This is a genomic window from Microcystis sp. M44BS1 (assembly GCF_020244875.1).
In the GTDB taxonomy this organism is placed as follows: Bacteria; Cyanobacteriota; Cyanobacteriia; order Cyanobacteriales; family Microcystaceae; genus Microcystis; species Microcystis panniformis.
The window spans coordinates 1-13,330 of the sequence record NZ_JADBVM010000201.1; the positions used below are offsets into that span (position 1 = coordinate 1).

The 13,330-nt window shown below is 44.8% G+C and carries 11 protein-coding genes and 1 pseudogene; 6 read left to right on the forward strand and 6 right to left on the reverse strand.

From position 1 onward, the window contains the following. Positions 1-254 precede the first annotated feature (254 nt). Positions 255-1,628: an ankyrin repeat domain-containing protein gene (locus IM515_RS15850; protein ID WP_287698067.1), complete on the forward strand. Its 1,374-nt coding sequence runs from the start codon at positions 255-257 to the stop codon at positions 1,626-1,628. 96 nt (positions 1,629-1,724) lie between these two features. On the opposite strand, the gene IM515_RS15855 is transcribed toward IM515_RS15850, so the two are convergent. The 4 genes from IM515_RS15855 to IM515_RS15870 all read right to left on the reverse strand — a co-directional run bounded on the left by IM515_RS15855 (position 1,725) and on the right by IM515_RS15870 (position 4,737). Further along, positions 1,725-1,874, reverse strand: coding sequence for a hypothetical protein (locus tag IM515_RS15855; RefSeq protein ID WP_158499337.1), 150 nt, complete (start codon positions 1,872-1,874; stop codon positions 1,725-1,727). 11 nt (positions 1,875-1,885) lie between these two features. Continuing rightward, on the reverse strand, positions 1,886-2,608 hold the full coding sequence (locus tag IM515_RS15860) for a Stp1/IreP family PP2C-type Ser/Thr phosphatase (RefSeq protein ID WP_287629134.1): 723 nt from the start codon (positions 2,606-2,608) through the stop codon (positions 1,886-1,888). A gap of 44 nt (positions 2,609-2,652) precedes the next feature. After that, complete coding sequence (locus tag IM515_RS15865; protein ID WP_287629139.1) at positions 2,653-4,341, reverse strand: ABC1 kinase family protein; 1,689 nt, start codon at positions 4,339-4,341, stop codon at positions 2,653-2,655. 90 nt (positions 4,342-4,431) lie between these two features. Further along, complete coding sequence (locus IM515_RS15870) at positions 4,432-4,737, reverse strand: DUF6825 family protein (RefSeq protein ID WP_002742311.1); 306 nt, start codon at positions 4,735-4,737, stop codon at positions 4,432-4,434. A 273-nt stretch (positions 4,738-5,010) separates the two neighbouring features. Here IM515_RS15870 and IM515_RS15875 point away from each other — a divergent pair, with 273 nt between their 5' ends. Then, positions 5,011-6,234: an ABC transporter substrate-binding protein gene (locus IM515_RS15875; protein ID WP_287629135.1), complete on the forward strand. Its 1,224-nt coding sequence runs from the start codon at positions 5,011-5,013 to the stop codon at positions 6,232-6,234. 326 nt (positions 6,235-6,560) lie between these two features. Here IM515_RS15875 and IM515_RS15880 read toward each other — a convergent pair whose 3' ends face one another. Both IM515_RS15880 and IM515_RS15885 read right to left on the reverse strand, forming a co-directional pair. Next, on the reverse strand, positions 6,561-6,818 hold the full coding sequence (locus IM515_RS15880; RefSeq protein WP_190721750.1) for a Txe/YoeB family addiction module toxin: 258 nt from the start codon (positions 6,816-6,818) through the stop codon (positions 6,561-6,563). Further along, a complete protein-coding gene (locus IM515_RS15885; RefSeq protein ID WP_002792890.1) occupies positions 6,815-7,048 on the reverse strand; it encodes a hypothetical protein in 234 nt (77 codons plus the stop codon). The genes IM515_RS15880 and IM515_RS15885 overlap by 4 nt, the downstream gene beginning before the upstream one ends. Positions 7,049-7,464: 416 nt before the next feature. Here IM515_RS15885 and IM515_RS15890 point away from each other — a divergent pair. The 4 genes and pseudogenes from IM515_RS15890 to IM515_RS15905 all read left to right on the forward strand — a co-directional run. After that, positions 7,465-7,647, forward strand: a pseudogene (locus IM515_RS15890) (DUF4334 domain-containing protein); the annotation flags it as partial. A 5-nt stretch (positions 7,648-7,652) separates the two neighbouring features. Then, the gene (locus IM515_RS15895; RefSeq protein WP_287629136.1) at positions 7,653-8,303 is read left to right on the forward strand and encodes a methyltransferase family protein; all 651 of its coding nucleotides are present in this window, start codon (positions 7,653-7,655) and stop codon (positions 8,301-8,303) included. 456 nt (positions 8,304-8,759) lie between these two features. Then, positions 8,760-10,439 carry a diaminopimelate decarboxylase family protein gene (locus tag IM515_RS15900; RefSeq protein WP_287633396.1) on the forward strand — a complete coding sequence of 560 codons (1,680 nt, stop codon included), beginning with the start codon at positions 8,760-8,762 and terminating at the stop codon, positions 10,437-10,439. Positions 10,440-11,136: 697 nt separating this feature from the next. Then, entirely contained in the window at positions 11,137-12,942 is a 1,806-nt protein-coding gene (locus IM515_RS15905; protein WP_287629138.1) for a proline--tRNA ligase, read from the forward strand. The last annotated feature ends 388 nt before the right edge of the window (positions 12,943-13,330 follow it).

Consider the following 13,330-nt stretch of genomic DNA (forward strand, 5'->3'; position numbering starts at 1 on the left):
TCAGTCTGTAGAGCGACCATAAGACCAGAACAGAGTAAATCTGTTAAGGCAGGTGCGGAACCCCGCAAGGGAAAGAAGCAGAAACCCAAATCGTGAGGTTTGGGAATCACCGTCCGTTTACGGCGGTGAGGATGTCAAGGGGGAACTATTACCGTCACCTCAGAATTAGAACGGGGTAGTAGGTTTTCTGTCCGTTTACCCGCCTATAAAGATCGATAATAGAAAAAATACTTTCTGCCGATCGGTCACTGTTAATGGCTTCTAATTGGGATATCTTGTTAATACAAGCGGCACGTCAGGGCAATCTGGCGCGGGTTCAAGCTTTACTGAGTCAGGGGGCAAATGTCAACGCCACTGATGGCCAAAATACGACGGCTTTAATCTATGCCGTGCAGGGGGGTCATCGGGAAATTGTGGCAATTTTGCGAGAATTTGGGGCTGATATCAACAAAAGTAAACAACCTCAAGGTTTAACCCCTCTCATGTTAGCGGCTGCCCTCAATCACAGTGAAATCCTCGCTCAACTAATCGCCGCCGGTGCTAATGTCAATCAGGTTAATCAAGATGGTACACCAGCACTAATGATTGCCACTTATAAGGGTCATACAGCGATCGCAGAACGTTTATTAACCGCCGGCGCTCGGGTCAATATGCGCGATCGGGATGGAGATACGGCTTTATCTGTAGCAATTAGCCAAAATTACGCCGCAATTGTCGGTTTACTGCTCGATAGTGGTGTAGATGAAGAAATCCGTCAAGAAGCTTGGTTAGAGGCTCTCACCGCTAATCGTCCAGAAATCCTCCAATTGTTTATTAACCGTGGTATGCCCCTCGATTCTCCCACTTTATCCGGGGAGACTCCCCTAATTTTGGCTGTAGAGAGGGGAAATCTCGGCAGCGTACAAACTTTACTGCAAGCGGGAGCAAATCCAAACATTAGCACGGAGGAGGGAGAAACAGCCCTGATGATCGCCGCTGCCGAGGGATATTTCGATATTGTCCGACTTTTACTTGCTCAGGGGGCTAGTATTGACAATCAAAATCAGGCGGGAGAAACGGCCTTACATTTAGCCACGATCGAAGGACATTTAGAGATCGTCCAGGCCCTACTACAAGCCGGCGCTTTTGTCAATCACCGCAACCATTTTGGGGATACACCCTTGCTTATCGCCACGGTGCAAGGATACGAAGCGATCGTTTTAGAATTGTTAAAACAGGGAGCCGATCCTAACCTAACTCAGCAGGGAGAAACACCGTTAACTTTAGCTCTACAGCGCCAATTTACGGAAATCTGCCGTTATCTCCTCGACTACGGGGCTAATGCCAACGCCGTTTATCCCGATGGCAAAACCGTCCTTATGAAAGCTTGTGAGGACAATAATAGTCAATTGGTGCGCTGGTTAATCGCTATCGGTGCCGATGTCAATAAACTCGATTTTAGCGGCGCTTCCCCGTTAATGTGGGCGAGTTATCACGGTTGTCTCGACACGGTTAAAGTTTTGTTAGACGGGGGAAAAGTGAACTTAAATCAGAAAAATCAAGGGGGAATGACCGCTTTAATGTTAGCTAAATTTAATCACCATCAGGCGATCGTTTCTTTATTACAACAAGCAGGAGCGATCGAGTAAGCTGCCCGCGCATTTAAATTGCTTGTGGAGATGAGGCGATCGGCGATCGGCAGGTTTTAGGGTTTTAGGGTGTTAGGGTGTTAGGGTGTTAGGGTTTTAGGGTTTTAGGGTTTTAGGGTGATAGGGTGTTAGTTGAAATTCCCCCACTTCCCCACTTCCCCACTTCCCCACTTCCCCACTTCCCCACTTCCCCACTTCCCCACTTCCCCACTTCCCCACTTCCCCACGAGAAACTTTTTGCCGCAAACCCTAGATAGTCAACAGCTGACCATGACCACGGTGATATTATCAGAACCGCCGGCTTCTTTGGCCGCTGCCACTAAATTCTCGACAATTTCCTGACAATCGGCACCGGTTTGCAAATAATCGCTAATTTCCTCGTCGGACAGTTCTTCCGTCAAACCATCACTACAGAGAATTAAACTATCGCCGGATTGCAGATCGAGGGGAGATACCGTCACTGGGGGCAAATCGCGACGACCGAGACATTGAAATAAAATATGTCGCCAAGGGTGGTTTTTGGCATCTTCTTCGGACAGATCGCCCATTTTTATCGCCCTAGCTATCCACGTATGATCTTCCGTCACCTGTTCTAATTTTTGCTCACGAAAGCGATAGAGACGGGAATCACCAATATGGGTGTACCAAGAGCCATCATCTCGGACGATAGCCATGACCAGGGTTGTCCCCATGTCCTGTCTTTCGGGATGTTTCAGTTGATCTTCAATAATCTTCTCGTTAGCGACGGTAATTGCCTCCTGTAGCAATTCCCCAGCAGTCAGGGGCGAATTCCAGTGTTCTTCTAGATGAGCTTGGATAGTTTCAGTGGCGATTTGACTAGCTTCCTGGCCCCCCGCATGACCTCCCATACCATCAGCAACGATAAAAAAGCGCTGCTCGGGGTCGATATAATAACTATCCTGATTAACCGATCGCACTACACCAGGATCGGTCATTCCTCCAAAAGAAAGATTGTTCATCGAAATTTCTGCTTTTAACACAATATTTATTATCCCGCAATCAATTACATCATGCGATCCTGACGTTCAATTTTTCGCCAAAGTCTCACAAGAGCTATCCCCGGCAGCAGGGAAATCGCCATCGGCACTAAAGTTAACCAACCAAAACCACTGACGAATAGAAGCGTCGCTGAGATAAGTAAAGCACTGACCAGTAAAGTATAGTTGGTTCCCATTTGAATCATACCCAATCGCCGCAAAAGTCGATCTGATTCGCTGGAACGCACCCGGACACGGATATCACCCCGTTCTAATTTTTCGATCGTATCATCGATGCGTCGGGGTAAACTCAGGGCGGTGCTGCTCACTTGGGCTGCTTGTCGTCCTAACTCATCGAGGATATTACTGCCATTATTTCCTGTCATATCATTTACTAATTGCAGGGCAAAAGGTTGGGCCACTTCCATAAAGTTAAATTCGGGATCGAGTCCTTTGCCTACCCCTTCCAGGGTAGAAAATGCTCGCATGACGAAGGTAAAGGTAGCGGGAAAGCGAAAAGGCTGATCGTAGGCGATTTCATAGAGATCATCGCTGATAGAGGCCACGGATTGCTCCTCAAAGGGTTTATCCATGAAGTTATCGAGCATATACTGGATCGATCGCCGCACTGCTCCCATATCACCATTAGCAGTTAATGCTCCTAAATCCACCAGAGAAGTGACCACGCGATCGGCATCTTTTTGGGCAATTCCCAAGAGAGTCTGCATTAATTTTTCGCGCACGTTGGTTTTAATTTGTCCCATCATGCCGAAATCGTAGAAAATTAGGGAGCCATCACTATCAACGGCAATATTGCCGGGGTGAGGATCCGCGTGAAAAAAGCCGTTATTGAGTAGTTGAATTAGATAAGCTTTTGCCCCTAGTTTAGCCAACAATTTGCGATCGAGTCCGGCCGCTTCTAGGGCCTCATAATGACTGATTTTGATGCCGGGGAGGTATTCTAGGGTTAAAACCCGGGGAGCGGTGTAGCGCCAATAGACTTTCGGTACTTTCACCCAATCTTCCCCGCGAAAATTACGGCGAAAAGTGTCGGCGTTACGACCTTCATTGAGATAATCGGTTTCTTCCCAGAGGATTTTACAGCATTCTTCATAAATACCCGTCCAATCGCGACCTTTACCCCATTTGGGATGATTTTGGAAGTATTGGGCGATTTTTTTCAGGATGGTCAGATCGATACTAAATAATTTTTTCAACCCGGGCCGTTGGACTTTGACCACCACATCTTCGCCGGTTTTCAGTTGGGCCCGGTGAACTTGTCCTAAACTAGCGGCTGCTAGGGGGATGGGATCAAAGCTTTTAAAGAGTTGATTGAGGGGTTTACCGAGGGATATCTCGATGATTTTGCTGGCCTGTTCGTAGGTAAATGCGGGAACCTGATCCTGTAGTTTCGAGAGTTCTTCCACATATTCGAGGGGAAAAAGATCGGCCCGGGTGGAGAACAGTTGACCGACTTTAATAAAAGTTGGACCCAATTCTAGCATGGTTTCCCGAATCCAAGCGGCTTGTTTTCTGCGTCTGCTGGCGAGTTTTTCCTGGCTATAGCCGCCGTTATAGCTCCATTTTTTACCGTTGAGCCAGAATTGATAAAGTACAGTCAGAACGAATCGCCAAATATCTAGACGACGACGATTGATGGAATAGTTTTCTCGATTCCAACGATAGCTATTTTTGGCGACTTGGAGGGCCGGCATTGCTGGGTTTAACTCTAGGGTAACGGGGACGGGTAGAAGGGCTGACACGCAATTTTTGGGGCTTTAAAGCGACTAAAAGAGGGTTTTGGGTTAATTCCGGTAGTTTTTTAGTTCCGAGCGCAATTGGGCGATTTCGGCCCGCATTTCGTCGATGTTTTCCTGCACATCGGCACTGGAGGAACCACTGGAGTCTGTACCAGTATATACTCCCTTTTCCATGGCTCGATCGGCTCTCATTTGCACTTCTTCGACGAATTGCCGCAGGTTTTCCCGTTGTTCGGCATCAAATTTGCCTAATTCGCTTAAAGCGTTGGTAAACGCATCTTCTAGCTGTTCACTGACCACTTCAGCGATCGCTCGTCCGAGGAAAAAGGCGTGAATAACGGGGTTAGTCATAATCTTAAATGGATGTTTTCGCTTGCTGGGGTTTGTGGACGGGAAAGGCGATAATAAATTCCCTAACTACTAGGTTAGGCGACAGAACCAGAAAAGGCAAATCGTTTTTCTGAAAACGGAGGTGAGACGGGGAGGTTAATCGACAAGATTATGAGAAACAAAGGGCGCTAAGGGAGCAAAATCCGGTTCGATCGCGTCGAGAATTATCGCTGAAATCAACCCGATTAGCGAAATAATAGTGTCATCAACAATATCAGCCCTAGGAGAGTTAAGATGCTCAGAAAACGTTTATTAATCCCCTTAATATTATCCCTAGTCACTTTTGGTTTAGTGGTGGCCTGTAATTCCGGCACTCCCACCAGTCAAACTAACCCCAGTCCCGCAGAAAACGCCGCCACTGCTGCTATTCCCATCGGTGCAGCTTTGGCTCAAACCAGCAATCTCGCCCTATTGGGACAGGAACAGGTGATCGGTGTCAAGATGGCTGAAACATATTTTAATAAAAAGGGCGGAGTCAATGGAACACCGATTAAAGTTATTATCCAGGATGTGGCCGGGGATGAACCGGGGGCGATCAACGCCATTAATACCCTAATCACTCAAGATAAGGTGGTGGGTATTCTCGGTCCGTCTCTGTCCCAGCAAGCTTTTGCCGCTAGTCCGATCGCCGATCGAGCCAAAGTTCCCATTCTCGGCCCGTCTAACACGGCTAAAGGTATCCCCCAGATCGGTGAATATGTGGGTAGGGTGTCTGCTCCTGTGGCTGTGGTCGCTCCCAATGCAGTTAAAACCGCTTTAAAAATCGATCCCAAGATTAAAAAAGTGGCTGTCTTTTTTGCCCAAAATGATGCTTTTAGTAAATCGGAAACGGAAACTTTTCAAGAAACCCTAAAGAGTTTAAATCTTGATATTGTCACCGTGCAGAAATTCCAAACCACCGATACAGATTTTCAAAACCAAGCCACCGCCGCTATTAATATTAAACCGGATTTAGTGATTATTTCTGGTTTGGTTGCTGACGGGGGCAATTTGGTCAAACAGTTGCGACAATTAGGCTATCAGGGGTTAATTATTGGGGGCAATGGTTTAAATACTTCTAATATTTTCCCGGTTTGTCAAGCTCAATGTGATGGCATTATCATCGCTCAAGCTTATAACCCGGAATTAGATAATCCTATTAATCGGGATTTTGTCGCCGCTTATACAGCAGAAAATAAAAAAGCACCGCCCCAATTTACCGCTCAAGCTTTTACGGGAATTCAAGTTTTTGTCGAGGCCTTAAAACGGGTAGATGATAAAAATAAACTCAGTACACTTTCCCTCGAACAAATTCGCCAACAATTAAATCAGGAAATTTTAGCGGGTAAGTATGTCACTGTCTTGGGAGATATTGCTTTTACTCCCGAAGGAGAAATCATTCAGGATAAATTCTCCGTGGCACAAATTAAAATGGATGCCGATGGTAAAAATGGTAAATTTACTTTTGTGAAAAATTAATAAGTAAGTGGTTCTTCTCGTTTCTACCTCGTTGCAAGGGTCTCCCTTGCAACGCATTTCCAGAGGTTCTAGCTCTTGTGTAATACTAAATCCTGTTTAAAGTGTTCAAGAGTGTTAAAGTCGAGTCCAAAATCAACATAATCCTGTTTTGACTTGCAATGTTCTATTCAATTAATTTCTCTAGGGATAGGACAGTATTCGATGGTGGTGTTGGACAAGAATAAAAGAAAAATGTAGGTTGGTTTTCCCTTTCTTGAGAAATTCTTCTTAAGTTTTCGTTTACCCTAATTCTTGCTCTCAGCTAGTTCTGGAATTTCTGGCGATTATTAGTAGTGAAATTTACAGGAAACAATCACAATTTCTTGATCAGACACGCTATAAACTAGGGGATGTTCTTTTGTAATGCGTCGTGACCACAATCCTGATAGTTCATGTTTTAATGCTTCTGGTTTTCCTAATCCAGAAAAAGGCTCTCCTTGAACATCTTTAATCAGGCTGACAATTTTAGCGTCAACTTTTTTGTCTGCGAGCGCCCATTGATTAAACTCATCAAAACTTCGGGTTAGAAAGGCGACTTTCCTCATAAGTTAGCAGCATCTACATAAATATAACTATCAGGATTTTTCAGAGATTCTATTGCCTCTTGGAGATGTTGACGGTTAGCTTCTGTGGAAAGCAGATAGTCGGTTTCATCCATTTCAGCAGCTTCTTTAATCAATAAAATCGCTTCGACAACTGTTCCTTCTGGTAAGTCGAGGGGAGGTAAACTAAGTTGACCATTTTTGATGATTGTTTGGTATTTTAGTGCATTCATAGAATTTTACTATTCTTGATATTCTATTAATTATAGCAGTTTCAACGATAACTTGGCTCTTCTCGTTTCTGTGTGCAAGGAAGAAGAATAGGGATAATTTTCCAGAAATATAGTCTTACCTCGTTGCCAAGGTATCCCTTGTAACGCATTTCCAGAGGTTCTAGCTTTTGTGTAACCGCTCAGGGAAGGGAGAAAAACCCTCCCTTTTCTCATGGGAAGGTGGAACCTTGGCAGGAGACAAATATAAAGATTTTATTAAATTGTATTTGTAAGTACAACTTTGTATAAGAAAGTGTGTATCTTAACAATGCGCCGGTCTTTGGTCTTAGGTATTGCTGTGTCTTAACCCCACCGATGCAAACAGCGATCGCCGTTAACCTGACAGACCAGATCGGAAGCTGGTGCTGATGATCTAGGATTATCTGCCGATTAATGACTCTTTGCGGAAATTAGAGGAGAATACCGGGCCAGCAATTATGGATTTTAACAACTGTCCCCGACCTTTCTTTTTTATTCTCAAGCGATGTCAAAGACCGGATGGAAACGTTAGTAGTTATAATTGTTTAGCACTCGATCAACAGGATTGGTTTCTACTTTGAAGAAAATGAAGATAAAACACGCGATTAATTGGCATAAATTTCTGACTTTTCTAATTATATTGGCCTTAATGGCTTTTTATAATAATTTTACCCCGCTCGCTTGGATATACCTTGCCCTACAAGGAACTTACGGTCTGATGTGGCTGATCAAGGATAGATTATATCCAGATCAACAATGGGAAAAAGAAATACCGTTGGCTATGGGAATATTTACCTTTATCGTTCTCGGTTTATATTGGGCTGCCCCTTTTATTATTGTTAGCGGGAAGGTCACGGCCGCCGCTCCTTTAATATCCGCAGCCATAGCGATCAATATTATGGGGGTATTTCTCCATTACGGTAGCGATGCCCAAAAGTATTTTACCCTTAAATATAGGGAAGGATTGATCACCGAAGGTTTCTTTAGTCGTAGTCGCAATCCCAACTATTTAGGAGAGATTTTAATTTATCTGAGTTTTGCCCTGTTAGCCCAACATTGGCTCCCTTTTCTGATTTTGGGGGGATTCATCGCCGGGATCTTCATCCCCAATATGCTTAAAAAAGACCTGTCTCTCTCCCGCTATCCTGAATTTGACGCTTACAAAGCGAAATCCGGATTGCTATTACCCAAGCTAATAAACTCCCGTCTGGATGCTCGCCAATCCACTCAAACCTAAGCAAAGTTAAGGTCTTTCTCTGAAACCGCAGGGTGCGCTATTAAGTTTCATTTAGGGGGTATTAGACCGATGGAAGTGGAATAGTAGCATAGGGAAAGGTGCTAAACCGCAGGGAGCGGTTTAATTAATAATTAGGCTCTTCCCGCTTTGTATATGAGAACAAATACTGATTCACTCATTCCCATTAACGGCCATCAGCATCCGAGGTGTCAAATAAGTGGTGATCGGAACTACTCTCCAACGCTTTGAGACCTTCCACATTGGCACTTTCTGGGGACGGTAGCGGTAATACAATCGGCCACCACCAGATTAGAAAGAGTGGCAGCAAAATAGTGCCGAAGGCATTTCAAAGCGAGCCGGTACGCACCCGACACCCTAGCACGAAGTCCCTGATAAATCGAATAGGGACGCGGGTGATGCCAGGGGTTGGACAAAAGCGAGATTATGGAAGAGATTATGGAAACTTGGACGCGATCAATTGACATCGAGGAGATAGCAAAACGCCATGGGTCTCCTCTCTACATACTGAACCTCGGTCAGCTTCGCCGGAACCTGTCCCACTTTGTGGATCTTGTAGGCAGTCCATCTCAGGTTGCCTACCCGATCAAGGCTAATCCGTCGATGGCGATTCTGAATGAACTGGCATCCCTGGGATGCTCCGCAGACTGCTCTTCTAAATATGAAGTTGAGTTGGCCCTTTCTTGCGGATTCCCGTTAAATCGGATCATATACAACAGTCCGGCGCCCGACCGCCAGCTAATGGCAGCTCTCCTCGATGGAGGCTCAACAGTAGTTGCTGACTCCCAAGCTATATTAGATGACCTTCAACATAAGCTTTATGGCAAGGATTGGAGTGGGAGCTTGCTGGTTCGGGTTAACCCAGAAAAACCGGTGGAATATTTCCACAATACTGATTGGCAGGATCTGGTTTCTCACGCCTCGCCCAACAGTAAGTTTGGCATCCCATCCGAGGAATTGCCAGATGCGCTGGCCAGTTGCCAACTACCTATAGCTGGCTTGCATATCCATATTGGTACTCAGATGGATAATGTATCGGCATTTAGTCATTCGATTCAGTTTATTCATCATTTGAAAAACTTAATCGAGGCCGGCTCGAATCATTGCATGAGAAAACTAAATCTTGGCGGTGGGCTTGGCATTGACTTCCATGACGGGCAACAGTTTCCAACAATCCCAGAGTACACAGAAGCATTAAAGAAACACTTGTTACCCGGTATTGAGTACATAGTCGAGCCTGGACACGCACTGGTTGGTAATGCCGTCGCCTTGTTGACTCGTATCCGCGAGCTTAAGCAGATGCGGGGCAGACGTTGGGCTATTGTTGATGTTGGCTCCGACCAGCTAATCAAGGTGACTCTCCTCTCATGGAGCCACCAAATTATCGATCGCAATCATCGCACCCTGCCTACTCAAGGGGACGATGCTATCGGAGGGCCACTTTGTTTTGCCGGCGATATATTGCTACCATCGACCAATTTAGAAGGCCAGAGTCCTGGAGATCCATTGTTAATCCAACACGCAGGGGCCTATTGCTATTCAGTAAGCAATCACTTTAATGGGTTTCACGGGCCCGGGCATATAACCATAGATGAAATGGGTCAAATAGAAACGGCTTACACTGCTGAGGACGTATTTGCCGATCACAACTTCTTGGGATTTTCCCTGCCGACGCGCCTCCCTTCGGAAGTGCCAGATCATGAAATTGATCTCGATATCATTGAGAGACTAAGCAGTGACTATCTCAAGCAGGGAGCATCTTCAGATGGCTACACATTTACCAGAGTCCAACTCATAGCGCCAAGAACCTTGCAGTTTATGGTGAAGGCGAAGAGTTCTTTAGGAGCGATATCGATCCCATTCGCCGCCCGCATCGCCTCGGATGCCACAATCATTTCAGCTTTGTATCTTGTCGGCAAACAGGCCAAAGATGTTTCAGTTTGGGGAACAAGAATATATATGAAGTCAGACACGATAATTCGTACCAGCCAGCCATTGAGACTGGTTGTATATATAGCACCCAAATCAAGCCTCCCTGTGGATAAGCATATTACTCACCTGTCCCACTGGGACCTCGGCAACGGGAAGTTTAAGGGATCGTTCCGATTCACCTTATAAAGTTCTTTTCGTTGCCTTCCTCAAGATATTTACCTGACAGGTTGGCACTGTGTTTCTATGATGCCCTAAACCTTTAGCTATCACCTTGAGGGTGGGAGCTTTTTCTTGTTTTAGCCGATACAGCACTGGCAGTTTGTCTTTTTCCCTAGCGGTGGTTGCTTCTTTGGTCTGTTGAGTTAGTTAATTTTTCTGCGCTTTCTTTGACTACTGTTGAGGTCACTGCTGCCATAATTTTTGGATAATAAGAGTTATGGTCGGTTAAGCGTCAAAACATCGAGGCTTTTCCTTGATGCTGGCAATGTAAACTTTGATTAAGAGAAAGACTTCTAGCTCCGATCCGATGTTATATTAATAATTGAAGCTAAAGAAAAAAGCTTCCCTGACAGATCAACTGGCAAGGTTATAAGGTCAAGTTCACAAAGGAGTAAACCCTGTTAAAGTTACATTCTGTCTCGATGACGACGATAACAGCGACCGACCTGAACGCTCATATTTCCTAGAGTAGAGAACAAGGGAGTTAGGCAATTGCAACTAAGGTTCAATGCTTCTCCAACCAGTCTCAAGTTATGAGGGGAAATACCTGAGAATCGGTAAACTGGTCGCTGTTATTGTTTGTCAACACAAGTAATTGATAATTGCAGTCGCTCTCCTTTGATGAGATAATAGAAAGTCTTCTGTTCAAAAGGATATCGATAGGATGCGACTCTCTCAACAGCTTTTTGTCACCCTCCGGGAAGACCCAGCCGAGGCGGAAATCCCTAGTCATAAATGCTTAGTCCGTGCTGGTTACATTCGTCGCATCGGCAGCGGTATTTACGCCTATTTACCCCTGATGTGGCGGGTTTTACAGAAAGTCTCCCAGATAGTCCGGGAAGAAATGAACAAAGCCGGCGCCCAAGAATGTTTACTTCCCCAACTGCAACCGGCGGAACTCTGGCAAGAATCAGGCCGTTGGGACACCTACACAAAAGCGGAAGGGATTATGTTTGCCCTGACGGACCGGCAAAAGCGGGAGTTAGGATTAGGACCGACTCACGAAGAAGTAATTACTGCCGTCGCTCGTGATTTAATTCGTTCCTATCGACAATTACCAGTTAATTTATATCAGATTCAAACTAAATTTCGCGATGAAATTCGCCCTCGTTTTGGTTTAATGCGGGGACGAGAATTTATTATGAAAGATGCCTATTCTTTCAATCTCGACGAGGAATGTTTAAAGAAAACCTATCAAGCGATGGATATAGCTTACCGCAATATTTTCCGCCGTTGTGGGTTAGCTTTTCGGGCAGTAGAAGCCGATTCTGGAGCGATTGGCGGTTCCGCATCCCAAGAATTTATGGTCTTAGCTGATGCTGGAGAAGATGAGGTTTTATTTACCGCCGATGAAAAGTATGCGGCTAATGTGGAAAAAGCCGTTTCTTTGCCGGCAGATAAAGTGGCTTCTCCCTTGAAAAAGTTTGCTAAAAAAGAGACTCCTAACACCAACACGATCGAAAGTTTAGCTAAATTTCTCGATTGTTCTGCCACTGCTATCGTCAAGAATGTTCTCTACGAAGTGGTTTATGATAGCGGCATAACTGTTTTAGTTTTGGTGAGCATTCGGGGCGATCAAGAGGTTAATGAAGTTAAACTACAAAATGAATTAGTTAGACAGGCGAGCCGTTACAATGCTAAAACAATTTTGGCTTTAAAAATCCCCGATGCTGCCGCTCAACAGAAATGGGCAACTAAACCTTTACCTTTGGGTTATATTGCTCCCGACTTAGAAGATAATTTGCTCAAAAAAGCCAGCGATATAGCTCCTAAGTTTTTACGCATAGCAGACAACACGGTGACAGACTTAGAAAACTTTATTACCGGTGCTAATGAAACGGGGTTTCATGTAGTGGGAGCCAATTGGGGTCAAGATTTTATCTTACCGGAATTAATCGTCGATCTACGCAAAGCCAGGGTAGGCGATCGAGCTATTCATGATCCTAATCAAACCTTGCAAAGTGCTAGAGGAATTGAAGTCGGTCATATCTTCCAATTGGGCTATAAATATTCTCAAGCTATGAATGCTTTTTATACTAATGAAGCGGGAGAATCTACCCCCATTTGTATGGGTTGTTATGGCATAGGAGTATCCCGTTTAGCACAGGCAGCCGTAGAACAATCCTACGATAAAGATGGCATTATTTGGCCCGTAGCTATTGCCCCCTATCAAGCGATTGTGGTTATTCCTAATTTAGCCGATGCCGAGCAGGTAAAAACCGCCGAAAGTTTATACAATGAGTTAAATCAAGCCGGCATTGAAACCCTTTTAGATGACCGGGGTGAACGTGCGGGAGTTAAGTTCAAAGATGCGGATTTAATTGGGATTCCCTATCGCATTGTCACGGGTAAATCTCTCAAATCGGGTAAGGTGGAATTAGTCGAAAGAGCCAGTAAAAAAGCGTCAGAAGTAGCAATTAATGAGGTGGTTTCCTATTTAAAAACTGCTATTTCACAGATATCTGATTAAGTGATTAAATATACAGATAATTTTGCTTGTTTATGGGTCTGATGAGCGAAGATGGCTGGTTTAAGGCATCAAAAACTGTTCCCTGTTCCCACTCAAAGACTTTTTCAGCATTACTGTTTGAGTTTTGGGGGATTTTTCTCTAAAGCAGCTAATAAGTAGGGAGGCACAATTATTTGTAGGATGGGTTAGCGGTAGCGTAACATGAGCGGGGGTTGGGTTTCATGCTTCAGCCCAACCTACGTTCATCTTATATCTGGACTTCCCCCATACATAAATACTAAAAAATTAACAAAACCCTTACTGCAGGTCGCTTCTAAGAAAAAATTGAAAAGAGGCTACTGGGTACATTTTTTACTTGAAAATGGCTGTACCGTTGACTGTATCTGGA

What these genes read in the sequence shown, in the direction of transcription:
- IM515_RS15880 (WP_190721750.1), bottom strand. Translation starts at nt 6,818, where the DNA reads ATGAGGAAAGTCGCCTTTCTAACCCGAAGTTTTGATGAGTTTAATCAA.
- IM515_RS15850 (WP_287698067.1), top strand. Translation starts at nt 255, where the DNA reads ATGGCTTCTAATTGGGATATCTTGTTAATACAAGCGGCACGTCAGGGC.
- IM515_RS15860 (WP_287629134.1), bottom strand. Translation starts at nt 2,608, where the DNA reads ATGAACAATCTTTCTTTTGGAGGAATGACCGATCCTGGTGTAGTGCGA.
- IM515_RS15875 (WP_287629135.1), top strand. Translation starts at nt 5,011, where the DNA reads ATGCTCAGAAAACGTTTATTAATCCCCTTAATATTATCCCTAGTCACT.
- IM515_RS15905 (WP_287629138.1), top strand. Translation starts at nt 11,137, where the DNA reads ATGCGACTCTCTCAACAGCTTTTTGTCACCCTCCGGGAAGACCCAGCC.
- IM515_RS15870 (WP_002742311.1), bottom strand. Translation starts at nt 4,737, where the DNA reads ATGACTAACCCCGTTATTCACGCCTTTTTCCTCGGACGAGCGATCGCT.
- IM515_RS15900 (WP_287633396.1), top strand. Translation starts at nt 8,760, where the DNA reads ATGGAAACTTGGACGCGATCAATTGACATCGAGGAGATAGCAAAACGC.
- IM515_RS15895 (WP_287629136.1), top strand. Translation starts at nt 7,653, where the DNA reads ATGAAGATAAAACACGCGATTAATTGGCATAAATTTCTGACTTTTCTA.
- IM515_RS15865 (WP_287629139.1), bottom strand. Translation starts at nt 4,341, where the DNA reads ATGCCGGCCCTCCAAGTCGCCAAAAATAGCTATCGTTGGAATCGAGAA.
- IM515_RS15885 (WP_002792890.1), bottom strand. Translation starts at nt 7,048, where the DNA reads ATGAATGCACTAAAATACCAAACAATCATCAAAAATGGTCAACTTAGT.